This window comes from Pseudomonas sp. R1-7, assembly GCF_051132105.1.
Classification (GTDB): Bacteria; Pseudomonadota; Gammaproteobacteria; order Pseudomonadales; family Pseudomonadaceae; genus Aquipseudomonas.
The window spans coordinates 5,054,782-5,078,556 of sequence record NZ_CP071661.1; the positions used below are offsets into that span (position 1 = coordinate 5,054,782).

24 protein-coding genes are annotated in these 23,775 nt (G+C 60.1%); 6 read left to right on the forward strand and 18 right to left on the reverse strand.

The window, feature by feature from the left end:
- Positions 1–957: 957 nt before the first annotated feature.
- The 7 genes from thiO to J3P79_RS22760 are packed head-to-tail and all read right to left on the reverse strand — an operon-like array spanning position 958 to position 7,754.
- Entirely contained in the window at positions 958–2,058 is a 1,101-nt protein-coding gene (thiO, locus tag J3P79_RS22730) for a glycine oxidase ThiO (RefSeq protein WP_434605783.1), read from the reverse strand.
- A 57-nt stretch (positions 2,059–2,115) separates the two neighbouring features.
- Positions 2,116–2,517, reverse strand: coding sequence for a type IV pilin protein (locus tag J3P79_RS22735; RefSeq protein WP_434605784.1), 402 nt, complete (start codon positions 2,515–2,517; stop codon positions 2,116–2,118).
- A 10-nt stretch (positions 2,518–2,527) separates the two neighbouring features.
- The gene (locus J3P79_RS22740) at positions 2,528–5,626 is read right to left on the reverse strand and encodes a pilus assembly protein (RefSeq protein ID WP_434605786.1); all 3,099 of its coding nucleotides are present in this window, start codon (positions 5,624–5,626) and stop codon (positions 2,528–2,530) included.
- The gene (locus J3P79_RS22745) at positions 5,613–6,107 is read right to left on the reverse strand and encodes a pilus assembly PilX family protein (RefSeq protein ID WP_434605788.1); all 495 of its coding nucleotides are present in this window, start codon (positions 6,105–6,107) and stop codon (positions 5,613–5,615) included. The genes J3P79_RS22740 and J3P79_RS22745 overlap by 14 nt, the downstream gene beginning before the upstream one ends.
- Positions 6,104–6,817, reverse strand: coding sequence for a PilW family protein (locus tag J3P79_RS22750; RefSeq protein WP_434605790.1), 714 nt, complete (start codon positions 6,815–6,817; stop codon positions 6,104–6,106). The genes J3P79_RS22745 and J3P79_RS22750 overlap by 4 nt, the downstream gene beginning before the upstream one ends.
- On the reverse strand, positions 6,814–7,275 hold the full coding sequence (pilV, locus tag J3P79_RS22755) for a type IV pilus modification protein PilV (RefSeq protein ID WP_434605792.1): 462 nt from the start codon (positions 7,273–7,275) through the stop codon (positions 6,814–6,816). The genes J3P79_RS22750 and pilV overlap by 4 nt, the downstream gene beginning before the upstream one ends.
- Positions 7,272–7,754, reverse strand: coding sequence for a GspH/FimT family pseudopilin (locus J3P79_RS22760; RefSeq protein WP_434605794.1), 483 nt, complete (start codon positions 7,752–7,754; stop codon positions 7,272–7,274). Before J3P79_RS22760 ends, pilV begins: the two co-directional genes overlap by 4 nt.
- A gap of 124 nt (positions 7,755–7,878) precedes the next feature.
- Between J3P79_RS22760 and J3P79_RS22765 the strand changes: the two genes are divergently transcribed.
- A complete protein-coding gene (locus J3P79_RS22765; RefSeq protein ID WP_434605796.1) occupies positions 7,879–8,418 on the forward strand; it encodes a GspH/FimT family pseudopilin in 540 nt (179 codons plus the stop codon).
- On the opposite strand, the gene ispH is transcribed toward J3P79_RS22765, so the two are convergent.
- The 6 genes from ispH to murJ form a co-directional block, all read right to left on the reverse strand.
- Entirely contained in the window at positions 8,372–9,319 is a 948-nt protein-coding gene (ispH, locus tag J3P79_RS22770) for a 4-hydroxy-3-methylbut-2-enyl diphosphate reductase (RefSeq protein WP_045156987.1), read from the reverse strand. The two genes, J3P79_RS22765 and ispH, sit on opposite strands and share 47 nt — an antisense overlap.
- Positions 9,320–9,511: 192 nt before the next feature.
- On the reverse strand, positions 9,512–9,949 hold the full coding sequence (gene fkpB / locus J3P79_RS22775) for an FKBP-type peptidyl-prolyl cis-trans isomerase (protein WP_434605799.1): 438 nt from the start codon (positions 9,947–9,949) through the stop codon (positions 9,512–9,514).
- On the reverse strand, positions 9,942–10,454 hold the full coding sequence (gene lspA / locus J3P79_RS22780) for a signal peptidase II (protein ID WP_039593896.1): 513 nt from the start codon (positions 10,452–10,454) through the stop codon (positions 9,942–9,944). The genes fkpB and lspA overlap by 8 nt, the downstream gene beginning before the upstream one ends.
- Positions 10,447–13,278 (reverse strand): isoleucine--tRNA ligase, encoded by a 2,832-nt coding sequence (gene ileS, locus J3P79_RS22785; RefSeq protein ID WP_434605801.1) that lies wholly within the window; start codon positions 13,276–13,278, stop codon positions 10,447–10,449. Before ileS ends, lspA begins: the two co-directional genes overlap by 8 nt.
- A 13-nt stretch (positions 13,279–13,291) precedes the next feature.
- Positions 13,292–14,230, reverse strand: coding sequence for a bifunctional riboflavin kinase/FAD synthetase (ribF, locus tag J3P79_RS22790; protein WP_434605803.1), 939 nt, complete (start codon positions 14,228–14,230; stop codon positions 13,292–13,294).
- A 130-nt stretch (positions 14,231–14,360) separates the two neighbouring features.
- Positions 14,361–15,899, reverse strand: coding sequence for a murein biosynthesis integral membrane protein MurJ (gene murJ, locus J3P79_RS22795; RefSeq protein ID WP_039593899.1), 1,539 nt, complete (start codon positions 15,897–15,899; stop codon positions 14,361–14,363).
- A gap of 254 nt (positions 15,900–16,153) precedes the next feature.
- Here murJ and rpsT point away from each other — a divergent pair, with 254 nt between their 5' ends.
- On the forward strand, positions 16,154–16,432 hold the full coding sequence (gene rpsT, locus J3P79_RS22800; RefSeq protein ID WP_003185593.1) for a 30S ribosomal protein S20: 279 nt from the start codon (positions 16,154–16,156) through the stop codon (positions 16,430–16,432).
- A 118-nt stretch (positions 16,433–16,550) separates the two neighbouring features.
- Here rpsT and J3P79_RS22805 read toward each other — a convergent pair whose 3' ends face one another.
- The 5 genes from J3P79_RS22805 to rplU all read right to left on the reverse strand — a co-directional run bounded on the left by J3P79_RS22805 (position 16,551) and on the right by rplU (position 20,362).
- On the reverse strand, positions 16,551–17,015 hold the full coding sequence (locus J3P79_RS22805; RefSeq protein WP_434605805.1) for a CreA family protein: 465 nt from the start codon (positions 17,013–17,015) through the stop codon (positions 16,551–16,553).
- Positions 17,016–17,024: 9 nt separating this feature from the next.
- Positions 17,025–18,143 carry a glutamate 5-kinase gene (gene proB, locus J3P79_RS22810; RefSeq protein WP_039593901.1) on the reverse strand — a complete coding sequence of 373 codons (1,119 nt, stop codon included), beginning with the start codon at positions 18,141–18,143 and terminating at the stop codon, positions 17,025–17,027.
- A gap of 197 nt (positions 18,144–18,340) precedes the next feature.
- Complete coding sequence (cgtA, locus tag J3P79_RS22815) at positions 18,341–19,564, reverse strand: Obg family GTPase CgtA (protein WP_039593902.1); 1,224 nt, start codon at positions 19,562–19,564, stop codon at positions 18,341–18,343.
- 190 nt (positions 19,565–19,754) lie between these two features.
- On the reverse strand, positions 19,755–20,012 hold the full coding sequence (rpmA, locus tag J3P79_RS22820; RefSeq protein ID WP_003176049.1) for a 50S ribosomal protein L27: 258 nt from the start codon (positions 20,010–20,012) through the stop codon (positions 19,755–19,757).
- Positions 20,013–20,047: 35 nt separating this feature from the next.
- On the reverse strand, positions 20,048–20,362 hold the full coding sequence (gene rplU, locus J3P79_RS22825) for a 50S ribosomal protein L21 (protein ID WP_003176051.1): 315 nt from the start codon (positions 20,360–20,362) through the stop codon (positions 20,048–20,050).
- Between the two features lie 239 nt (positions 20,363–20,601).
- Here rplU and J3P79_RS22830 point away from each other — a divergent pair, with 239 nt between their 5' ends.
- The 4 genes from J3P79_RS22830 (at position 20,602) to J3P79_RS22845 (ending at position 23,741) form a co-directional block, all read left to right on the forward strand.
- Positions 20,602–21,570, forward strand: a complete 969-nt coding sequence (locus tag J3P79_RS22830; protein ID WP_045156989.1) for a polyprenyl synthetase family protein — start codon at positions 20,602–20,604, stop codon at positions 21,568–21,570.
- A 121-nt stretch (positions 21,571–21,691) separates the two neighbouring features.
- Positions 21,692–22,033 carry a zinc ribbon domain-containing protein YjdM gene (locus tag J3P79_RS22835; RefSeq protein ID WP_039593904.1) on the forward strand — a complete coding sequence of 114 codons (342 nt, stop codon included), beginning with the start codon at positions 21,692–21,694 and terminating at the stop codon, positions 22,031–22,033.
- 205 nt (positions 22,034–22,238) lie between these two features.
- Positions 22,239–22,496, forward strand: coding sequence for a PA4570 family protein (locus tag J3P79_RS22840; protein WP_434605808.1), 258 nt, complete (start codon positions 22,239–22,241; stop codon positions 22,494–22,496).
- 297 nt (positions 22,497–22,793) lie between these two features.
- Positions 22,794–23,741 (forward strand): IS110 family transposase, encoded by a 948-nt coding sequence (locus J3P79_RS22845; RefSeq protein ID WP_434604829.1) that lies wholly within the window; start codon positions 22,794–22,796, stop codon positions 23,739–23,741.
- Positions 23,742–23,775: the final 34 nt, after the last annotated feature.

The window sequence follows — 23,775 nt, forward strand, 5'->3', positions numbered from 1 at the left end:
ACCTCGCCTCGGCTCGGTGTGCCCTCTCTCCGGCATTGCTCCGTGCGCCCGCCGCGAAGGGCCATCCATGGCCCAGCGCGGCTATCCCGGCATCCATGCCGGGATGCCCACTACACAATGCCTGCGTTCGGCCAGCGTGGTTTAACGGGGCGTATAGATCAAAATCAAAAGCAGAGGAACAGCAACAGCAACAGCAACAGCAACAGCAACAGCAACAGCAACAGCAACAGCAACAGCGGACGGGCCAACATTAGCTCGGAAAGGTTTACAGATTTGTAGTCACCTAAACCCCTGTGGGAGCGGGCTTGCTCGCGATGGCGGTGGGTCAGCTTGCATCAACGCTGAATGTGCCGCTGTCTTCGCGAGCAAGCTCGCTCCCACCATTGAACCAAGTCGGCTAAAAGACCGCCTCGCTTTGCTCTTGCTCTTGCTCTTGCTCTTGCTCTTGCTCTTGCTCTTGCTTTTGCTTTTGATCTTGGGCGCCCCGTCAACCACGATGGCCGAACGCAGGCATTGCGCAGTGGGCATCCCGGCATGGATGCCGGGATAGCCGCGCCGGGCCATGGATGGCCCATCGCGGCGGGCCCACGGAGCAATGCCGGAGTGAGGGCACACCGAGCCTAGGCGAGGTGACGAGTGGTGGGGCGAAGCCTTTTTTGCTTACTTTTTTTGGCGTCTGAAAAAAAGTGAGCCGCCGTAAGGGCGGAACCGCCAGCGGCCGTTACCGCAGCAATGGATATGTACCCAGCCAATAAAAGCAGGGCCGACCGTCAGGCCGCCATCGCGAGCAAGCTCGCTCCCACAGGAGGTTGGCGTTCAACCGAAACCAGATCGGCAGTCCAGATCCTCGAAAACCGACCCTGCCCGTTAAAAACTGTCACCTATGTGAGTGAACTGATTTGTAACCCATGTGGGTGAGTCATACCGAAACCAAAATGGATATGTACACGACCACAACTACAACCGCCCAGCCGGCGCATAAGGCACAGGATCAACCACCGGCTCCCGCCCCAACATCAAGTCGACAAACAACCGACACGAAGCCGGCGCCAGCACCAACCCATTGCGATAATGCCCGCAGTTCAACCAAAGCCCCGCAAGCCCCAGCACTTCGCCAATATAGGGAATCCCCTCCGGCGACCCTGGCCGCAACCCCGCCCAATGCCCGACGACCTCGGCATCCGCAAGCTCAGGAATAAGCGCCACCGCCGAAGCCTTGAGACTCTCCAGCGCCGCATCGGTAGGCGTCTTGTCAAAGCCCTCGCGCTCCAGCGTACTGCCAACCAGGATGTGCCCGTCACGACGTGGAATCGCGTAGCGCCCCTTGGCCAGGACCATGCTCGGCAAAAAATCCTCCGCGCATTTGTACAGGATCATCTGCCCCTTCACGGGCTCGACCGGCAGCTTCAAGCCTAGCGTCTTGAGCAAATCACCACTCCAGGCGCCAGCGGCCAATACCACATGATCGCCACGAATCTCACCGGCAGAGCTGTCCACCCCCACCACCCGCTCGCCATCACGAATGAACCCGCTGACCTCGCAGCGCTCATGAAGCGTGACATCGGGCATCGCCAGTAAAGCCGCCTTGAGGGATTTCACCAGCCGTGGATTTCGCACGTTGGCCACGTCAGCCATGTAGATCGCCCGGGAAAATCCAGAACCCAGTACCGGCACAGCATCGTGGACCTCGGAGATATCCACAGCCCGCAGCGGACGCCCTTCCCGCTCGGCCCAGGCCAGCGCTTCGTCCTGGTCGTCGAGGTCCAGCCAATACAGCCCGGTGACATGCACCTGCGGATCAATTCCGGTAGCGGCAAACAAGCGCTCGCCCAGCTGTGGATAAAAATCCTGCGACCAATGGGCCAGCGCCGTGACCGCCGGGCTATAACGCCAGGGGTACAACGGCGAAACGATACCACCGCCGGCCCAGGACGACTCCTGGCCAACGCCGGAACGGTCCAGCAGGACCACGCGCTGCCCTTCGGAGGCGAGATTGAATGCGGTCAGCAGGCCAATGACTCCGCCGCCGACGATCACCACTTGCTGTTGCTTGGTCATGTTCTGTTTCGGCTCACAAGACAGAGGGCGCGAGACAGCGCCCGAAAAAAGAAAAACTCAGCGCCCCCAGCAATCCTTGGCGGTCACGTCGGCGGCGGCGTTGACTATGTCCCGCTTGCCGGTGTTGTTGATGGTGAAATCACCGCATTTGTCCGTCGCCATGGACGACCCGCTCCTGCGTACAGCGGTCAGAATGAAGCTCTGGTCCGTCGGTACCAGGTTAATGGTGTAGAAATCATTGCCGGAGCTCAGGCCGGTCGCGTTGGTGTAGGCGTTACTCTTCGAGTAATGACGCTCGAGGATCTGCGCCTGCTCCGATAACAGCGAGGCGATCTCGGTACGCCGGGCCTTTTTCATGTACTCGGTCAGGCTCGGATAGCCGATGGTGATCACGATACCGATGATCGCAATGACGATCATGATTTCGATCAAGGTGAAACCACGGTTGGATCTGTGCATGCCTTGCCTCTCACTGTATTTGTCGCCACATGATGCGGCGGCTGCCGCCGACGGCTTTGCCCAGCAGGTCGGTGATACCGCCACCGGAGTCGTTCACGATCATATTAGTTGCCCCATTGGCACTGACGACGGCGCTCAGGGTCGGGATACCGCCCGTGAACACCACACCGGCGGAAATCGTGTCGAGGCTGTTGAGCGAACCATCATTGTTGGTATCGAGCACCGCATAGTTGAGCATCTTACCGTTGAACGCATCCACTTCGATCAGTTTGCCGGTACCGAAGCTGGCGCAAGGGTCGGTGGTGTCCACGGCGGCGGTGGTAAAGACAACGCGTCCAAGCACCAGGTTGGCCGGGTTGATCACCCGTTCACCAGTCAACGCGTTGTTGTATATCAGCGGCAGATACCAGCCCTTTTGCGTGGGATAAGCCACGTTGTTCTGGCTCGTGGTCACGAATTGCCCAGTGGTACCGGAAAAGATACTGGTAATCGACTGGGCTTGCAGGTTCGCGACGGTCATCTGCCCCGTGCCGCCGGCAGCGTCCCAGATCGAATAAAACCCCTGCAGATCCTTGTTGAGTTTGTCGACGGACTCGTTGAACTTGCCCGTGCCGAAAAAAACCTGGATGCCGCCCTGGGGGTTCTCCGCCAGCAGGGGTTGCGCGGTGATCGGTTGCGTTGCTCCACCAGGCGCAGTGAATAACGGCTGGCCGGCAAATGCCAGGCCCCAGGTATTCGGAGAGGTACCACTGAGGTCGAATTTCCACATCCGTCCTCTCAAGTCACCACCGTAGGCGGCCTGCACCACGTTCTGCGAGTTGACCCGAAGCTTGACCGAGGACAGGCCGTTATTGGTTTCGCTGCTGTTGACGACGATTTTCCGGATCAGCGAACCGTCGCGAATATCCACCACGTACAGCGCCGCCACACCGGTGTTGCTGCCGTAACCATTGGAGATGAACGCGGCCCAGCGGCCATCCGCCAACCGTGCAACTTCGGGACGTGCGTAGGCGTAGCCCAGGTCATTGAAGGGATGTGCTGTGTTGGCGATCGTCGGCGCGCTGATTTCCCACAACGCCCGTATCGCGTTGCCCGCCGACGCGTCGAACAGTTGTACCGCATAGAACGCCCTACCACCGGCGCCGGTTCCTCCCAGGGCAAGGGTTTTCCAGACGCTGCCCAGTTGCGCATCAAAGACGCCGACCTGCCCGTCCACCAGGAATTTATGGCTCACGCCGTTGATGTAGCTGGGATCAGCGATGAACTGCAATGAGGGCAGGACGCTCGATGGCATATAAGCGTAACGCCGGGTTCCGTTCGTACTGTTGATGACGCTGAAGAAACCGTCGTTGGCGTTCACCACCAGGCTGGCGTTCATGTTCGCGGCCTTGGTCGTCAGGTAGGTGCTGTAGCTGGTGTCATTCACCAGGTCCGAAGCGGTCTGGTCGTTGGGTGAAGCCAGCACCAGCGGAGAATTGATGATGTCCCCGAGCAATACGCTGCGCACCTTCAACCCGGTCCTGTTGACACCCTTGCTCCACTCCACCAGGTCGTTGCCGGTGACACCCGTTGGCAGGCCTTGGCCCAAACTGGTCTGCTGGGCCGGCGAGAAGTTCCCGTAGGCCAGGGTTACCGGCACGTTGGTCGCGGTGTTCCAGGACTGATAGATCGGCGCCGTTGCGCCGGGCACGATGGCCGTGTCGGTGGTCCATTGTGCCGCCGCCGTGTTGACCGTTCCGGTGGAATTGAAGCCGAACGCTCTGATGGTGCCGCGCCAATCCTTGGGGTCATAGGTGGTCTGGTAGAAGCTTGAGGTGCTGGACAGCGTGGCGCCATTGCTGGTGCCGCCGCCTCCGGAACCGGCCTTGGAGGTGATGTCGCTGAGGGCCGCTGACAGCGCCGAGCTCAGGCCCTCGCTGTCGGTGGCCGGATAATATTTGCCCGCGCCATAACGAGCAGCGTCGGAGAGCATCTGGTTGGTAACGGCAAACCCTACGGTGTAGGTATTGAGATATTGCCGGCCAAATTCGGCCCCATCCCAACTTTTCCCCGTGACGTCGGTACCGGTGGAGCGCATGTCGATGTCGAAGGCGAACTTGGCGATGTCGTCCAGGTAAAGCGTGTCGCCCTCCGCATTGCCGAACGGATCGGCTCCGTCGTTGCTGCTGATACCGTCCCAATTAGGCAGGCGGGATCCGCCCTGTGGATCATTGGTCGGAAACGTTCGGTCATAAGTGGGCAGCCCGTCAGTGATCACGACACCGAAGTTCTTCTGGCAGCGGTACTGGATCGGGCTGGTGTAGGTGTTGGGGGTGCCGTTGTAATACGGCGCCATGCCGCGGAAATAGCGGGTGACTTCGTAGTAACTTTCGGCCAACGGGGTGTTTGCGACGGCGCCCAGGCCGTTGATGGCATTGATCAGGGCGCTGTAGTTGCTGTTGGCCTGGGTCTGGGTGACGCTGCCACTCACTGGCGATAGATCGCTGATGGCCCGGGCTATGTAGCCTCCCGGGCCCGAATTGCTGCTGTTGGGCGGGTTGAAGGTGGCCAGGCCGATGCGCAGGGCGCGGTTGTTGGCAACCAGGTCGGTCGAGACATTTCTTGCTACGTTTATTCGATAGTCTCTCGGTATCGAGCCGTTGGTGAAGTCCCGGCTTGAACCGTTGGCAAGGGTGACTAAGTAAGATAAATATTTAGCTGTGTAGCGAGTATTCTCGCCGCCAACCGGATCGGGTAACCGCAGGCAAACCTGACCAAAGCCAGTTCGGTAGAAGCCATACCAGCCATTTAAACAATCGCCGCGAAACAGACTCGCAAGCAAGACGTTCCCGTCATTTGCCGCAAGCAGCTCTCTGTTGTTGCTGTTACAGCTTCTGTCGTCAGTGCATATATATACCGGTGGTTGCGTCGCCGCCGGATCAAACCCCGCCGCCCAGATAATGTTGTTCATGCTCCCCGAATCATCGATCAGCAGCATCACGTTGGGCGTCACCGCCGCCGCACTCAACAAGGGGGATTCCGAAGGCGTGAAACCGTAGACCGGCGCCGTCAGGTAAAGGCTGAGCAATACTCCCCACAACCAGCCCCGCAGCGTCCTAGTACTTCGCATAGATGCTCTCCACCACGCTGCGCTGGTTGTTGCCCACCACAGCCACTGCGGTGATCCGGTACAGCGTCGCCGAGGTATTGATCGGCACGTTGACTGCCGTAACCGTCGTGCCGATGTTCTGCACGCCATAAAACCCGCCCGCGGCAGCCACCCAGAGCACGCCCGACGACGAATTGCGCCCCGCCGCGTTCACCGTCGCAGATTCGGCCGGTGGGGCACATTGGGCCGTGGTGGTGCAGACCGGCAATGAATACGTCTCGACCTGCACCGCGCTCTCCCCCACTCTCAGCGCTGCCTCGGCCAACTGGAACGACTGGTTGCGCTGCATGACGCTGCTGGTCATTTTTTCCTGGAGCGTGGCGCTCTGCATCGACGACAGGCCGATCAGCGTCAGCAGCAGCAAAAAGACCAGGCTCACCAGCAACGCCATGCCGCGCTGGCCATGCTTGAGGCTTGTCGAGTTCATCGATTGCCTCCTCATAGCAGCCGGTTGCGCAAGGCGGCAACCACGTTGAAGGTCTGGTCGCGCACGCTGTTCTTCGGATCGAACAGCGTCAGCGTCAGGCGCACGCTGCGGATCAGCGCCGGGTCGGTCGGGTTGGCGCTGTAGCTGCTGGCGGCGATGTCCGTTGCGCTGCCGGCCACGCCAAACGTCACGTCGAACGCCCGCACGTTGTCCACCAGCACCGCCATGGTCGGGTTACCTCGGCCACTGCCCAGGAGCAGTTGATTGTTGTTGAAGCCGTAGACCAGCCGACGGATCGGAAAGGCCAGTTGCCCGCTCGCCGGGATTCGTGCGTCGGTGTAGGCGGTCGCCGTGTTACGGCAATCGGAAATGATGGTCCAGGCCGGCGTGCCGCCGCTGTTGCCGATGTCGGCCGTCACCAGGGTCAACCTGCGGTTGGCGTTGTCCCAGCGAATCGGCGTGATCTGGCTGGCGGCGAAATCATTGTTCGAAGAGGCATCGGTAATGGTCGCCAGGCAGCCAAACATGCCCACCATGCGAATCTCCTGAACCATCTTGCTCAAGGCAAACCGTGCGTCTTCCTGCATCACCGCCGCAGCGTTCTGGCTGACATAGGTGTTCTTGGCCGCGATGAAAATCTGCACGACGCCCAACACGACGACCAGGCTGATCACCAGCGCGATCATCAATTCGATCAGACCGAAGCCCCGGCTGCGTCTGTTCATGGTGGCGTCGCCACCGGATCGACGGCGACGCGGCTGGTCAATACGAAGCTGCGCCGTGCTTCGGCCGCATCGGTCGTGTTGGCGGCCCGGGAGTCGTCCCAGGAAATGGTGATGGTGTAGACCCGCTGGTTCAGCGCGACAGTGCCGGTTGCCGTGGCGCCACCGAAGGCGACAATGTTGGTCTTGAAGTCATACAGGTCCTGGTCCCGGGTCACGCTGAGATTGGGCGAGCTGGGCGGTGTGATGGTGTAGTCGGCGGCGGAATTGGCGCGGATGCGATCCAGCAGGTCATAGGCTATGAAACTGGCCTGGCTGGTCATGCGCGAGCTGTCGGTGTACTTGAGCGCATTGAGCTGGACCATCGCCGCCCCCAGCAAGCCCACGCTCAGGATCAGCACCGCCACCAGCACCTCGATCAGCGTCATGCCTTCCTGTGCTCTTCTACTGCAACCCTTCATCCGCAACTTCCATCCAATACAATGCGTCCATTGAGGCAAACATTGAGCGTCCTGCTCTGCGCCCCCCGTACGTAGTTGAAGCCCACCGGCGTGGCCGGTGCCGATAATCCGCCCAGGTTGTTGAAATCGATACCGGTCACCTCTGAGGTTAGCGTCAGAGTCACGCCGCTGCCCATCGCTGGAACAACCCGCAACACATCGGTCGGGTTGGCCGGATTGCCTGTGTTGTCGTACACGATCAATTCACCGCTCCAGGCACCGCCCTGCGTCGTCGGGCGAATGCGCGTGGTAATGCCACGATTGATCGCTTCCATTCGCGCGAAGTTCAAGGCGCGGCGCAGGTCGTTGATCTCCGTATCGGCCTTGCTGCTTTGCAGCGAACCGGTGAACGACGGCACCGCCATGGTGATCAGGATCAGCAGCACGCCAAGGGCCACCAGCAGCTCGATCAGCGTGAAACCTTTTGTACGAAGATCCATCGATGCCCTCCGTTGCCGTCGGCTATACCTGCTTCTACACGCTAGAACAAACCACCGCCCTACGTGCGGTAGTTTCGGTTTATGACGCAGGATCGCGTCGTTCGTACTCCAGGGAGGAGACGTCATGTACCAACAAGGCTTCAGCCTGCTCGAACTGCTCATGGGACTGGCAATTGCCGCGATTGTTCTGCCGTGGGCCGGCTCGAGCTACAAAGAGCTGATCGAATCCATCCAGCGCGAGGACGCAGCGCAGTTGCTGCTCAGCGGATTGCGCAGCGCCCGCAGCGAAGCCATCACGCGAAACCGTCGGGTATTGATACAAGGGATAGACAACGATTGGGGCAAAGGCTGGCGGATCATGCTGGACGACAAGGAGAAGACCTTGCTGATCGAGCGCAGCGCACGCGCCCGGGTGATCGGCAACTCGCCGGTCAAACGCAGGGTGAGGTTCGGCAGTCAGGGCGAAGCGCTCCACTCTAATGGCTCGTTCCAGGCCGGCACGCTGCATGTTTGCGCCAAGCGCGGGCCGGTCAGCCATCATCAAGTGATACTGGCGCCCTCCGGCCGCGTCCGCCTGGAAAGTATCGAGGCCGAACAGGCCCTGTGCGCAAAGGGACTCAAAGCAGGGAGCGGACGCGCAGTTCCTTCGGCATCGAAAACGTAATGTTCTCCTCGCGACCGGCCAGCTCGTCAGCCCCCGTTGCCCCCCAAGCCTGCAATTGCTGGATCACACCGCGCACCAGGACTTCCGGGGCGGACGCACCGGCGGTAATGCCGATCCGCTCGACGCCGTCGAACCAACTGCGTTGCATGTCTTCGGCGCCATCGATCAGGTAGGCCGGGGTGGACATGCGCTCAGCCAGCTCGCGCAAGCGGTTGGAGTTGGAGCTGTTCGGGCTGCCGACGACCAGGACCACGTCGCATTCGTTGGCCAGTTGCTTGACCGCGTCCTGGCGGTTCTGGGTGGCGTAGCAGATGTCATCCTTGCGCGGTCCGCCAATGGCCGGGAAGCGCGAACGCAAGGCATCGATGACCCGGCTGGTATCGTCCATGGACAGGGTGGTCTGGGTGACGAAGGCGAGCTTTTCCGGGTTGCGCACCTGCAGGGCCGCCACGTCTTCCTCGTCCTCGACCAGGTAGATCGCGCCGCCGTTGCTGGCATCGTACTGGCCCATGGTGCCTTCGACTTCCGGGTGCCCCTCATGGCCGATCAGGATGCATTCGCGACCGTCGCGGCTGTAGCGCGCGACCTCGATGTGCACCTTGGTCACCAGCGGGCAAGTGGCGTCGAACACTTTCAGGCCACGGCCGGCGGCTTCGGTACGCACCGCCTGGGAGACGCCGTGGGCGCTGAAGATCACGATGACGTCATCCGGCACCTGATCCAGCTCCTCGACGAAAATGGCCCCGCGATTGCGCAGGTCCTCGACGACGAACTTGTTGTGGACCACTTCATGGCGCACGTAGATCGGCGGCCCGAAGACTTCCAGGGCGCGGTTGACGATTTCGATCGCCCGGTCCACGCCGGCGCAGAAGCCACGGGGGTTGGCGAGTTTGATTTGCATGCTGAGCCTCGTGTCTTGCGCGCAAGAAATTGAATCAGTGCTTGTTGATCGAGCAAAGAGCCCGAAAACAATGATAATCCCCTTGTCGGAGCGGGCTTGCTCGCGAAAGCGGAGGATCAGTCAGCACAGATGCTGGATGTGCCGACGCCTTCGCGAGCAAGCCCGCTCCCACACTAAATCGCATCCAGTCAGTTACAACGCCTTCACTTCGAGGATTTCCACCTCAAAACTCAAGGTTTTGCCCGCCAACGGATGGTTGAAGTCCACGGTCACCTGGGCGTCGTCGAAAGCCTTTACCACACCCGGCAATTCGGTATTGGCCGCGTCGTTGAAAATCACCAGCAGTCCCTCGGACAACTCCATGTCCTGGAACTGCGAGCGTGGCATGGTCTGCACGTTTTGCGGGTTGGGCTGACCAAAGGCGTTTTCCGGTGGCACGACCACGGTGCGCTTCTCGCCGGCCTTGAAACCGAAGATTGCCGCCTCGAAGCCCGGCAGCAGGTTGCCGTCGCCGACCTTGAACACCGCCGGTGCCTTGTCAAAGGTGCTGTCGACGGTGTCGCCGTTTTCCAGGTGCAGGGCGAAGTGAAGCTTCACTTCGGTGTTTTGAGCGATACGCTGCTCAGTCATGGACGGCTTCTCCGGTTTTCTTGCTCTTGAACATATCCAGCGCGAGCATCACGGCGCCCACGCTGATGGCGCTGTCGGCAAAGTTGAAGGCCGGGAAGTACCAGCGGTTCTGCCAATGCACCAGGATGAAATCGATCACGTGCCCCAAGGCAACCCGGTCATAGAGATTGCCCAGCGCACCACCCAGGACCAAGGCCAGCGCCACGGCAAGCCAGGTTTCGTCACGCCCCAGGCGCTTGAGCCAGACCACCAGCACGGCGCTGACCACAATGGCGATCAGGGCGAACAGCCAACGCTGCCAGCCCGAACTGTCGGCCAGGAAACTGAACGCCGCGCCGGTGTTGTAGGCCAGGGTCCAGCTGAAGTAGTCGGGAATGACCACGATCTGCTGGTACATCGTCAACGCGTTCTCGAAGTAGTACTTGCTGGCCTGGTCGATGACCAGCACCAGCAAGCTCAACCAGAGCCAGCCCAACCGACCGAAACGGCCCGCTGCATTAGGCATAGTGGCGAACCTCGCCGCTGCCGCTGATGTTGTCGACGCAACGACCGCAGATTTCCGGATGCTCCGGATTCACGCCGACGTCCTCGCGGCAATGCCAGCAACGGGCGCACTTGACGAAGCTCGACTTGACCACCTTGAGCTTCAGGCCACTCACTTCGGTAACCACGGCGTCGGCCGGAGCCTGCGCCAACGGCGCGACACTGGCGGTGGAAGTGATCAGCACGAAGCGCAGTTCGTTGCCCAGCTTGGCCAGGTCGGCGCTCAAGGCGTCTTCGGCATAGAGGGTCACTTCGGCCTGCAGGTTGCCGCCGACGGCCTTGGCCGCCCGCTGGATCTCCATTTCCTTGTTGACCGCAGCCTTGACCGCCATCACCCGATCCCAATACGCACGGTCCAGTTCGAAGCCTTGCGGCAGTTCGGTCAGGCCTTCGTACCAGGTGTTGAGCATCACCGATTCGTTGCGCTCGCCCGGCAGGTATTCCCACAGCTCGTCGGCGGTAAACGCCAGGATCGGCGCGATCCAGCGCACCAGCGCTTCGCTGATGTGGAACAGCGCGGTCTGGCACGAACGGCGCGCCTTGCTGTTGGCGCCGGTGGTGTACTGGCGATCCTTGATGATGTCGAGGTAGAAACCACCCAGTTCCTGGACGCAGAAGTTGTGAATCTTGGAGTAGACGTTCCAGAAGCGGTATTCGCCGTAGTGTTCCTGCAATTCGCGTTGCAGCAGCAGGGTACGGTCCACGGCCCAACGGTCCAGCGCGAGCATGTCTTCGGCCGGCAACAGGTCGGTCGCCGGGTTGAAGCCGGTCAGGTTCGAGAGCAGGAAACGCGCGGTGTTACGGATACGCCGGTAGGCGTCCGCGCTGCGCTGCAGGATCTGCTCGGAAACGGCCATCTCGCCGGAATAGTCGGTAGACGCAACCCACAGGCGCATGATGTCGGCGCCCAGGGTGTCGTTGACTTTCTGCGGCGCGATCACGTTGCCCAGGGACTTGGACATCTTGCGGCCGGACTCATCGACGGTGAAGCCGTGGGTCAGCAGCTCGCGGTACGGCGCGTGGTTGTCGATGGCGCAACCGGTCAGCAAGGACGAGTGGAACCAGCCACGGTGCTGGTCCGAGCCTTCCAGGTACAGATCAGCGCGCGGACCGGTTTCGTGGCCCATCGGGTGCGAACCACGCAGCACGTGCCAGTGGGTAGTGCCGGAGTCGAACCAGACGTCCAGGGTGTCGCTGATCTTGTCGTACTGTGGTGCTTCGTCGCCCAGCAGCTCGGCGGCATCCAGCTTGAACCAGGCTTCGATGCCTTCGGCTTCGACGCGCTTGGCCACTTCTTCCATCAGTTCAACGGTGCGTGGGTGCAACTCGCCGCTTTCCTTGTTCAGGAAGAACGGGATCGGCACGCCCCAGTTGCGCTGGCGGGAAATGCACCAGTCCGGACGGTTGGCGATCATCGAGTGCAGGCGCGCCTGGCCCCAGGCCGGAACGAACTGCGTTTCTTCAATGGCCTTGAGCGAACGCTGGCGCAGGGTGTCGCCGCTGGAGGGCTGCTTGTCCATGCCGATAAACCACTGCGCGGTGGCGCGGTAGATCAGCGGGGTCTTGTGGCGCCAGCAGTGCATGTAGCTGTGTTCGATGACGGTGGTGTGCAGCAGCGCGCCGACTTCGGTCAGCTTGTCGACGATGGCCGGGTTGGCCTTGAAGATGAACTGCCCGCCGAAGAACTCCAGCGACGGCGCGTAAACGCCATTGCTCTGCACCGGGTTGAGGATGTCGTCGTTGACCAGGCCGTATTTCTTGCAGATCACAAAGTCATCTACACCATAGGCAGGCGAACAGTGAACGATGCCTGTGCCGGCGCTCAGCTCAACGTAGTCAGCCAGATAGATCGGCGACAGACGGTCGTAGAACGGATGACGGAAATTGATCAGCTCCAGCGCCGAACCCGGGGCGGTGGCGAGCACCGAACCTTCCAGGTTGTAGCGGGCCAGACAGGACTCGACCAGTTCTTCGGCCAGCACCAGCAGCTTGTCGCCGACGTCGACCAGGGCGTAGTTGAATTCCGGGTGGACGTTCAGCGCCTGGTTGGCAGGGATGGTCCATGGGGTGGTGGTCCAGATCACGATCGATGCGGGTTTGGCCAGCTTGCCCAGGCCGAACGCGGCGGCGAGCTTGTCTTCATCGGCGATCGGGAACGCGACGTCGATGGTCGAGGACTTCTTGTTCTCGTACTCGACTTCCGCCTCGGCCAGGGCCGAACCGCAATCAAAGCACCAGTTCACCGGCTTGAGGCCCTTGAACACGAAGCCGCCCTCGACGATTTTCGCCAGGGCACGGATTTCACCGGCTTCGTTCTTGAAGTCCATGGTCTTGTACGGGTTGGCGAAGTCGCCCAGCACGCCAAGGCGGATGAATTCGGACTTCTGCCCTTCGATCTGCTCGGTGGCGTAGGCACGGCACAGCTCGCGGGTCTTGTCCGCGCCCAGGTTCTTGCCGTGGGTCACTTCGACCTTGTGCTCGATCGGCAAGCCATGGCAATCCCAGCCCGGGACATACGGCGCGTCAAAGCCCGACAGGGTCTTGGAGCGGATGATCATGTCCTTGAGAATCTTGTTCAGCGCGTGACCGATGTGGATGGTGCCGTTGGCGTACGGAGGGCCGTCGTGCAGGACGAACTTCGGACGATCCTTGCCAATTTCGCGCAACTTTCCGTACAGGCCAATGCTGTCCCAACGCTGCAGAATCTGTGGTTCGCGCTGAGGCAGGCCGGCCTTCATTGGGAAGGCGGTGTCCGGAAGGTTTAGCGTGGCTTTATAGTCGGTCATTTAAGGCTCTTCATTAGCGATTGGCGCTGGTTGCGACAAGGGCACGGGCGGCGGCGATATCTGCATGGATCGCCGTCTTGAGCGCCTCCAGAGAGGCAAAACGCTGCTCTTCACGCAGCTTCTGGTGGAAAACCACCGTCAAACGCCGGTCATACAGATCGCCGGCAAAATCCAGAATGTGTACTTCGAGATGGGCCTTGCCATCTCCCTGCACCGTGGGGCGTACACCGATATTGGCGACGCCGGGCCAGGTCTTGCCGTCGATGTCGACACTCACCAGGAACACCCCGGTCAGCGGCACGCGACGTCGCTTGAGCTGCACGTTGGCCGTTGGCGTACCCAATTGGCGCGCCAGCTTCTGCCCGTGCAGGATCCGCCCGGCAATCCGGTACGGGCGGCCGAGCAAGCGCTCGGCCAATTCGAAGTCGGCCGCCGCCAAGGCATTGCGGACCTGGGTGCTGCTGACGCGCAAGCCATCCATTTCGACGGTCTGCGCCGCTTCGACGGTAAACCCCCGGGCGATGCCGGCCTGTTGCAAATAGTCAAAATCCCCGGCCCGGTCGCAACCGAAACGGAAATCGTCGCCAACTTCCAGATGCTTCACGTCAAGACCGTCCACCAGGATGTTGTCGACGAACTCGGCGGCACTGAGCTTGCTCAGGCGCTGGTTGAAAGCCAGGCAAAGGACCCGATCGACGCCTTCGGCGGCCAGCAGTTGCAGCTTGTCCCGCAACCGGGCCAAACGGGCCGGGGCGGTGTCCGGGGCGAAAAATTCCCGCGGCTGCGGTTCGAAGATCACCACGCAGCTGGGCAGGCCCAACTCCAGCGCACGCTCGCGCAGCCGCGCCAGGATAGCCTGGTGGCCACGGTGGACACCGTCGAAGTTGCCAATAGTGGCGACACAGCCCCGATGCCGGGGACGCAGGTTGTGGAGGCCTCGAACCAGCTGCATAACGCGCTTCTTGCTCATAAAGTGGCCGATTATAACCACACCCGGCGGTCGGTGACAGGCAACACCGTAACCCAAAGTGATCGAACCGACAAAACCGCCGCCGGGCCTGTGATCATGGAGGAGCGCGCGCTCAGCTCAAGGCCTTGCGATTGAAGTCGCGCAAACGGAACCCCATCAGCAGCAGCATGCCGAAATATGCCACCACGCCGGCCACGACCAGCACGCCCAGGCGCAGGAAGCGCTCAAGCATCTGCCCTTCACCCCAAGCCGGCATGAAGTGCATCCCAGCCAGCAACACCGCCGACATCACCGCTACGGCGACCAGCAGCTTAAAGCCGAACTTGCCCCAGCCCGGCAGGGGTTGATACATCTTCTGCTTACGCAATTGATAAAACAGCAGCCCGGCATTCAGGCAGGCGCCCGCGCTGATCGCCAGGGCCAAACCGGCGTGGGCCAGGGGACCGATGAGCAGCAGGTTGAACAGTTGCGTCATTACCAGGGTGAACACCGCGATCTTCACCGGCGTGCGAATGTTCTGCTGGGCGTAGAAGCCCGGCGCCAGGACCTTGATCACAATGATTCCGAGCAGTCCCACCGAATAGGCGATCAGCGCTCGCTGGGTCATCAATGCGTCAAAGGCATTGAACTGACCGTATTGGAACAGCGAAACCGTCAGCGGCTCGGCGAGAATCCCCAACGCCAAGGCACAAGGCAAAACCAGCACGAAGCACAGGCGCAGGCCCCAGTCGAGGATCCGCGAATACTCATGGCGATCCTGGCTGGCGTAGGTCTTGGCCAGGGTCGGCAGCAGGATCGTGCCCAGCGCCACGCCCAGTACGCCGGATGGCAACTCCATCAAGCGGTCGGCGTAGTACATCCATGACACCGAACCGGCCACCAGGAACGAGGCAAATATGGTGTTGATGATCAGGGAAATCTGGCTCACCGAAACGCCAAGGATGGCTGGCAACATCTGTTTCATGACCCGCCACACGCCGCTGTCGCGCAAATTCAGCCGCGGCAGCACCAGCATGCCGATCTTCTTGAGGTGCGGCAATTGATAGAGCAACTGCGCCAAGCCGCCAACCAGCACCGCCCAACCCAGGGCCATTACCGGCGGATCGAAGTACGGCGTCAGGAACAACGCAAACACGATCATGCTGACATTGAGCAGCGTCGGCACGAAGGCCGGCACGGAGAACCGGTTCCAGGTGTTGAGGATCGCCCCGGCCAGCGACGACAGGGAAATCAGCAATATATAAGGAAAGGTCACCCGCAACAGATCGGAGGTGAGCTGGAATTTTTCCGGCGTATCGGTAAAGCCTGGCGCGGTGGCCCAGATCACCCAGGGTGCGGCAAGCATGCCGGCGGCCGTGACCAGCGCCAGCACCAGAGTCAGCAAACCCGTCACGTAGGCGATGAAGGTGCGGGTCGCCTCGTCGCCCTTCTGGCTTTTATATTCCGCCAGGATCGGCACGAAGGCCTGGGAAAATGCCCCTTCGGCAAAGATTCGCCGAAGCAGGTTGGGCAACTTGAACGCGATAAAGAAGGCGTCGGTGGCCATTCCGGCACCGAAGATCCGGGCAATCAGCGTATCGCGAACGAAACCCAGGATGCGGGAAAGCATCGTGATAGAGCTGACGGCAGCCAACGATTTGAGCAGGTTCATGAAAAGAGTTTTTGCCTGTCGATAAACAGCAGGCGAACAATGCGCCCACTTGTGCGATACTCCGCGCCGCTAAACAGCACAGCGCCAAAGCCCGCGAGTTTACAGGTCGCACGCCGGAAAGAAATCATTCGGTGCGCCGCACCTGCCATTCAGCGGAACGTGTCACCCGCCCTTGACAAGACCTCAACTCATCGGCATGATTCGCGGCCTATTTTGTTTGCTATTTCCTAAAAAGTCTTTCGAGGAGCTCGACGGTGGCCAACACACCTTCCGCCAAAAAACGTGCAAAACAGGCTGAGAAGCGTCGCAGCCACAACGCCAGCCTGCGTTCCATGGTCCGTACCTACATCAAGAACGTAGTCAAGGCCATCGACGCAAAAGACGCTGAAAAAGCACAAGCTGCTTACGTTCTGGCTGTGCCAGTTATCGACCGTATGGCCGATAAAGGCATCATCCACAAGAACAAGGCTGCTCGCCATAAGAGCCGCCTGAATGGCCACGTAAAGGCCTTGAACGTTGCCGCTGCTGCCTAAGCGACGCGCTCGTTAAAAAACCGACCTCAGGGTCGGTTTTTTATTGCCTGCGTTTTGTCCGCACATCGCAAAAAAACTGTGGAAGCAAGCCTGCTCGCTTCCACAGTTTTTGCGTAGGTTATTGAGCCCGCGCCCAAGGCAAGATCGGAATCGCCGTCACCGCATTCTGCGGACTGCCCTCGATCACGCGATCACTGTAGACCAGGTACACCAGCGTGTTGCGCTTCTTGTCGAGGAAACGCACCACCTGCATGGTCTTGAACACCAGCGAAGTGCGCTCACGGAACACCTCTTCGCCGTCCTTGAGCTCACCCTTGAAGCTGATCGGTCCAACCTGCCGACAGGCGATGGATGCTTCGGCACGATCCTCAGCCAGCCCAAGACCACCTTTCACCCCACCCGTCTTGGCTCGCGACAGGTAACAGGTCACACCATCGACCTTGGGATCGTCGAACGCCTCGACGACGATCCGGTCATTCGGCCCGACCAATTTGAAAACGGTCGATACCTGACCAATTTCCTCGGCCGAAGCCAGCAATGGCATCGCCAACAGCAAGCCGATCAATCCTTTTGCCACACCCATGATTTTTCCTTAGACGAGGATCAGGTTGTCACGGTGAACCAGCTCAGGCTCCGCCATATAACCCAACAGACCGACAATCGCATCAGACGATTGACCGATGATTTTCTGTGCTTCCAGCGCACTGTAATTGGCCAGGCCACGGGCGATCTCACGACCGTCCGGCGCCACGCACACGACCATTTCGCCACGGCGGAAACTGCCCTGGACCAGCTTCACACCCACCGGCAGCAAGCTCTTGTTACCCTGCGACAAGGCCGACACCGCCCCCGCATCCAGCACCAAGGTGCCACGGGTCTGCAGGTGCCCGGCCAGCCATTGCTTGCGCGCCGCCAGCATGCCGCGCTCAGGTGACAGCAATGTACCGATACGCTCGCCGGCCTTCAGGCGATCAAGCACCCGCTCCAACCGGCCACCTACGATGATCGTATGCGCCCCGGAACGAGCCGCCAGGCGCGCCGCGCGCAACTTGGTCTGCATGCCGCCACGCCCCAGCGCACCGCCGGTACCACCCGCCACGGCATCCAGCGCCGGGTCGTCGGCACGGGCTTCGTAGATCAGCTTGGCATCGGGATTGTTGCGCGGGTCGGCATCGAACATGCCGTCTCGGTCGGTGAGGATCACCAGCAAGTCCGCCTCCACCAGGTTCGCCACCAACGCCGCCAGGGTGTCGTTGTCGCCAAAACGGATCTCGTCGGTGACCACCGTGTCGTTTTCGTTGATCACCGGAATGACTTTCAGCTCCACCAGCGCCCGCAACGTACTGCGGGCATTGAGGTAGCGCTTGCGGTCGGACAGGTCGTCATGGGTCAGCAGGATCTGCGCCGTATGGCGGCCATGCTCGGCAAAGCTCGACTCCCAAGCCTGCACCAGGCCCATCTGGCCAATGGCGGCGGCAGCCTGCAGCTCATGCATCGCGCTGGGTCGCGACGTCCAGCCCAGGCGACTCATGCCGGCGGCCACGGCCCCGGAAGAGACCAATACCAGCTCAACGCCAGCCTCATGCAAGGCCACCATCTGCTCGACCCACACCGCCATTGCCTGGCGATCCAGGCCTTTGCCATCCGCTGTCAGCAGTGCACTGCCGATCTTCACGACCCAGCGCTGCGCACCCGTCACCTTGCTCCGCATTTTCTTCAACCTTTGCCAGCGAACGGCGCGACCCAGCGCCGCCCATGGGATTATTCGTATTTGCGTTCTACAGACACCAAAACGCCGCTCGATTGAGCGGCGCCTTGGAAACCGGCTGGCTGCGATGATAACACCGCACCGAAACACTTGAACCTGTGGGAGCTTGCTCCCACAGATAATGCTTCAACTGAACGATATCAGTCGCGGACGTAGATGATCTCCGGACCGTCTTCATCATCCACATCTTCTTCATCCCAATCGTCGTCACCGATATCATGGACCGACTTGACGCCACTGCGGCGCAGGGCCCGCTGGTCGTCCAGCGCCTGCAATTGGGCGCGAGCCTCATCTTCGATGCGCTGGTCGAGCTCAGCCAGCTCTTCCTTGTAGGCCGGGTCGTTGGCCAGGCGGTCGGCGCGATCTTCCAGGTAACGCATGATGTCGTGGCAGAGGCGCTCGGTGTTTTCCTTGGCGATGGCCGAGATCACATAGACCGGACCTTCCCACTCCAGGCGATCAACGATTTCCTTGACCCGCTCCTCGTGCTCCTCTTCGAGGATCTGGTCGCACTTGTTCAACACCAGCCAACGATCGCGCTCGGCCAGGGCCGGGCTGAACTTGGTCAGTTCGTTGACGATGACTTCGGCAGCATCGGCGGCACTGGTTTCATCCAGCGGCGCCATGTCGACGAGATGCAGCAACAGGCGGGTACGGGACAAGTGCTTGAGGAAGCGAATCCCCAGGCCAGCGCCTTCGGAAGCACCTTCGATCAGCCCCGGAATGTCGGCGATCACGAAGCTTTTCCAGCGGTCGACACTGACCACGCCCAGGTTAGGCACCAGGGTGGTGAACGGATAATCGGCCACTTTCGGCTTGGCCGCCGAGACCGAGCGAATGAAGGTACTTTTACCGGCGTTCGGCAGACCCAACAGGCCTACATCGGCCAATACCTTCATTTCCAGTTTCAGGTCGCGCTGCTCGCCGGGCTTTCCTGGCGTGGTCTGGCGCGGCGCACGGTTGGTGCTGGATTTGAAGCGGGTGTTGCCCAGGCCGTGCCAACCGCCATGGGCGACCAGCAGACGCTGGCCAGCCTTGGTCAGGTCGCCAATCACTTCCTGAGTGGCCGAATCGATCACCGTGGTGCCGACCGGCACACGCAGGATCAGGTCCTCGCCCTTCTTGCCAGTGCAGTCGGTGCTGCCACCGTTGGAGCCGCGCTCGGCATCGAAGTGCCGGGTGTAACGGTAGTCCACCAAGGTGTTGAGGTTTTCGTCGGCGAGCATGTAGATCGAGCCGCCATCACCCCCGTCACCGCCGTTCGGACCACCGTTTTCAATGAACTTTTCCCGACGGAAACTCATGCAACCATTGCCGCCGTCGCCAGCCTTTACTCGAATCGATACTTCATCAACAAACTTCATGACACACGCCTCTCGCCGTACGGACGAGCCGAAAAAAACAAGACATAAGACTCTTGCAAAAATGAGCGCAGCGACCTGAAAACACGCCCAACCGCAGCGCCGACAGCCCATACAAACAGTTTTGCAAGAGACTCACCCCACAAACGAAAAAGCCCCGTCGCAAGACAGGGCTTTTCCAGCGATCTCGCAATTAAGCTGCGACAACGCTCACGTAACGGCGGTTGAACGCGCCCTTTACTTCGAACTTGATCACGCCTTCGATTTTAGCGAAGAGGGTGTGATCCTTACCCATGCCAACACCGTAACCGGCGTGGAATTGGGTGCCGCGCTGACGCACGATGATGTTGCCCGGAATGATTTTCTGGCCGCCATACATCTTCACGCCAAGGCGTTTGGCTTCTGAGTCGCGACCGTTACGGGTACTACCACCAGCTTTTTTGTGTGCCATGAGTTCAATTCTCCTAGTGAGGAATTAGGCTGAAATTAAGCCTGAATACCGGTGATTTTGATCTCGGTGTACCACTGGCGGTGGCCCATGCGCTTCATGTGGTGCTTACGACGACGGAACTTGATGATGCGGACTTTATCGTGACGACCTTGGGAGATCACTTCAGCCACAACGGTAGCGCCAGCAACGACTGGAGCGCCGATATTCACGTCATCGCCATTGGCGACCAACAGAACGCGATCAAAAGTCACGGATTCGCCGGTAGCGATTTCCAGTTTTTCGATCTTCAGGTATTCACCTGGGGCGACCTTGTATTGCTTGCCACCAGTAACAATTACTGCGTACGACATGGTATTTCTCCGATAATCCTGCTCACCCAGCGCTTTATAAGAAGAGGTATTGGCTGGCATGGCTGCATGGGCTGGAAGGCCCGGATGCAATTGCGTAAGGCAGGTGCTGCCCAGGAAGTTCAGGGTGCGCGATTGTACGCAAGGCAACCGAGCCTTGCAAGTAGCCGTCCATCGCGCCTTGACAGGTCTGGGTGGGGGTCCTAGCATGCCGCGCAACCCTTCTGGAGCGCCTGTCGCTGATGCAACCCCAAGCTTTCTACCGCGCAGTGGCGGACGATTTTAGTGCCGTCGACGGTATCATCAAGAAGCAGCTGACTTCCCGAGTGCCGCTGGTATCGAAAATCGGCGACTACATCACTTCGGCGGGAGGCAAGCGCCTGCGTCCTTTATTGGTGCTGTTGTGCGGCAAGGCACTGGGTCGCGAAGGCGACGACATGCGCCTGCTGGCCGCCACCATCGAGTTCCTGCACACCGCGACCCTGCTGCACGACGACGTGGTCGACATGTCCGGCATGCGCCGTGGCCGCTCGACCGCCAACGCCATGTGGGGCAACGCCCCGAGCGTGCTGGTGGGCGATTTCCTGTACTCGCGCTCGTTTGAAATGATGGTCGAGCTGGGCTCGATGCCCGTGATGAAGATCCTGTCCCAGGCTACGCGCATCATTGCCGAAGGCGAAGTATTGCAACTGTCCAAGGTCCGCGACGCCAGCACGACCGAAGAAACCTACATGGAAGTCATCCGCGGCAAGACCGCGATGCTCTTCGAAGCCTCGACCCACAGCGCCGCCGCCCTGGCCGGTGCCACCGCCGAGCAGAGCGAAGCGCTGCGCACCTTCGGTGATCACCTGGGCGTCGCGTTCCAGTTGGTGGACGACCTGCTGGACTACAAGGGCGACGCCGAGACCCTGGGCAAGAACGTCGGTGACGACCTGGCCGAAGGCAAGCCGACCCTGCCGCTGATCTACACCATGCGCGAGGGCACGCCGGAACAGGCGGCGCTGGTGCGCCAGGCGATCCAGAAAGGCGGGATCGAAGACCTGGAAAGCATCCGTGTCGCGGTCGAAGCCTCCGGCTCGCTGGAATACACCGCGAAGCTGGCCCGAGACTACGTCGCCCGCGCAATCAAATGCCTTGATGCCCTGCCCGCCAGCGAATACCGCGATGCGCTGGTGGAGCTGAGCGAGTTTGCGGTCGCCCGTACCCATTGATGACAGAAACCCTATGGGAGTGAGCTCGCTCCCATAGTGGCATTTCACTGCTCTGCCCTCTTCGAGCTAAAACCCTATACAATGTGCGCCCTTTTGTCCTCCTGATACCCAAGGAACCCTAGTGAGCACGTTGCCTCCCTGCCCGAAATGCAATTCCGAATACACCTACGAAGATGGCACCCAACTGGTCTGCCCAGAGTGCGCCCACGAATGGTCCGCCAGCGGCGAAGTTGAAACGCCGTCCGACGACACCGTGAAGAAGGATTCGGTCGGCAACGTCCTGCAGGACGGCGACACCATCACCGTGATCAAGGACCTCAAGGTCAAGGGCACCTCACTGGTGGTCAAGGTCGGCACCAAGGTGAAGAACATCCGCCTGTGTGACGGCGACCACGACATCGACTGCAAGATCGACGGTATCGGGCCGATGAAGCTCAAATCCGAGTTCGTCAGAAAAGTCTGAACCTGTTGTACTCCCATCCCGCGCTCCGCGTGGGATGGTGCCTCACCCTCCCCGCTTCAATCCCCCTATTGTGCAAGCCCACGCGACTCAAGCCGCGCCGAGCTATCACAACCCATCGTCAGAAAAACAATCGTTGCGCCAATAGAGACTTGCTATTTAGCGAATAAGAATTATTCTCATCGAACCCATCAAGGAGATGAGAACCATGACTTATTTGATCGATGCCTGGCTGGACCGCCCACATCCCTACCTGAGGATCCTGCATCGGGAAACCGGGGAAGTCTGTGCGGTGCTTGAAGAAGAAGCCTTGAGCGAACTGCAGGACCAAGGAGACCTGGACCTCAGCAGCCTCAATTCCAGTGAGCCGCTGGTACTCAAGGAATTGGTACGAAACCTGTTCCTGTTCTGCTATGCCCGGGCGTTGCGCCCAACGGGTGATTTCAGCGGCAGGTTTCACGGATGAGCACAGAGAACCTGTGGGAGCGAGCTTGCTCGCGATGGCGGTCAGTCAGTCGACATTTTCGTTACTGACACACCGCCATCGCGAGCAAGCTCGCTTGTATGGTAGGACTTGAAGGGAGGAGGAGGGACAAGGCTCGATTCTGACTGTTCGCGCAGTACAGACCGTGGGAGATTTCGCCCCTCCTCCTTTCACCCAAGCGCCGATAAAGAATGCTTCGGCCTGGATCGACGATAGAGACAAGCCTGCGCCTCTGGGTGACCCCTTCAAGTGTTCAAACCTTAGCCCGGAGGATTTTCAATGGCAATGCCGGTTTCTGTCACAAAGCCGATCGTGGGCGTGGATGTCGCCAAGAACGAGCTGGTGATCTATCACGCAGAGCTTGATGTGTTGGAAGCGATTCCCAACGACAAGGCGGCCATCAAACGGTGGTTGAAAGTACTGCCGGGCCCCGTCGATGTGGCCATTGAGTCGACCAATACTTATCACTTGGACTTTGCTGATTTGGCCTATGAGGCCGGTTGCACAATCTACATGATGGGCGGTTATGAACTTCATCATTACCGCAAAGGCGTAAAAATCCGCGCCAAAACCGATGCGTTGGACGCCAAGCTGTTGGCTCGTTACCTGAAGAACGAAGGGCACGAGCTTCATCCATGGGCGCCGCCATCTCCGTTGTATCGCCAGCTTCTAAGCCTTTTCCGCCGTCGCGCTGCCTTGGTTCAGGCTCGAGTCGCCCTGGTACAAAGCTGGGCCAATGAGCCGCTGCTCAAGACCGCTTTCGCCGAGCAAATCGCAGCTATGCAAAGGCTTGAGGCATTGATCGAGAAGACGATCAAGGATCATCTGAAAAATGCTGGTTTGCTAGGGCAACTGAACCGTTGCCTGAAGGTCGAGGGCATCGGGTTTCTGACCGGAGCCCGCTTGCTTACGGCGTTTCAGCGGGGCGACTTCAAAAATGCAGACGCCTTTATTGCCTTCTTGGGGATGGATTTGCGAGTGTCCCAATCAGGACAAAAAGACGACCGCCGAAGCTTGAGCAAACGAGGCGATCCGGAAGTTCGTCGGCTTTTGCACAACGCAGCCATGTCGGCCAGCCGTACGCCTGCCTGGAAAGGCTTTTATGAAAGACTAAGAGCTCGAGGCTTCGCTACCACCCAGGCGTTAGTGATACTGGCACGCAAGCTTGCTCGGATCGTATTCGCTCTGCTGAAAGGGCAAAGCGAATACCAACCAAAAGCGGCTTGAGGGCTTCCCCTCAACCATAGAATCTCCCACAGTT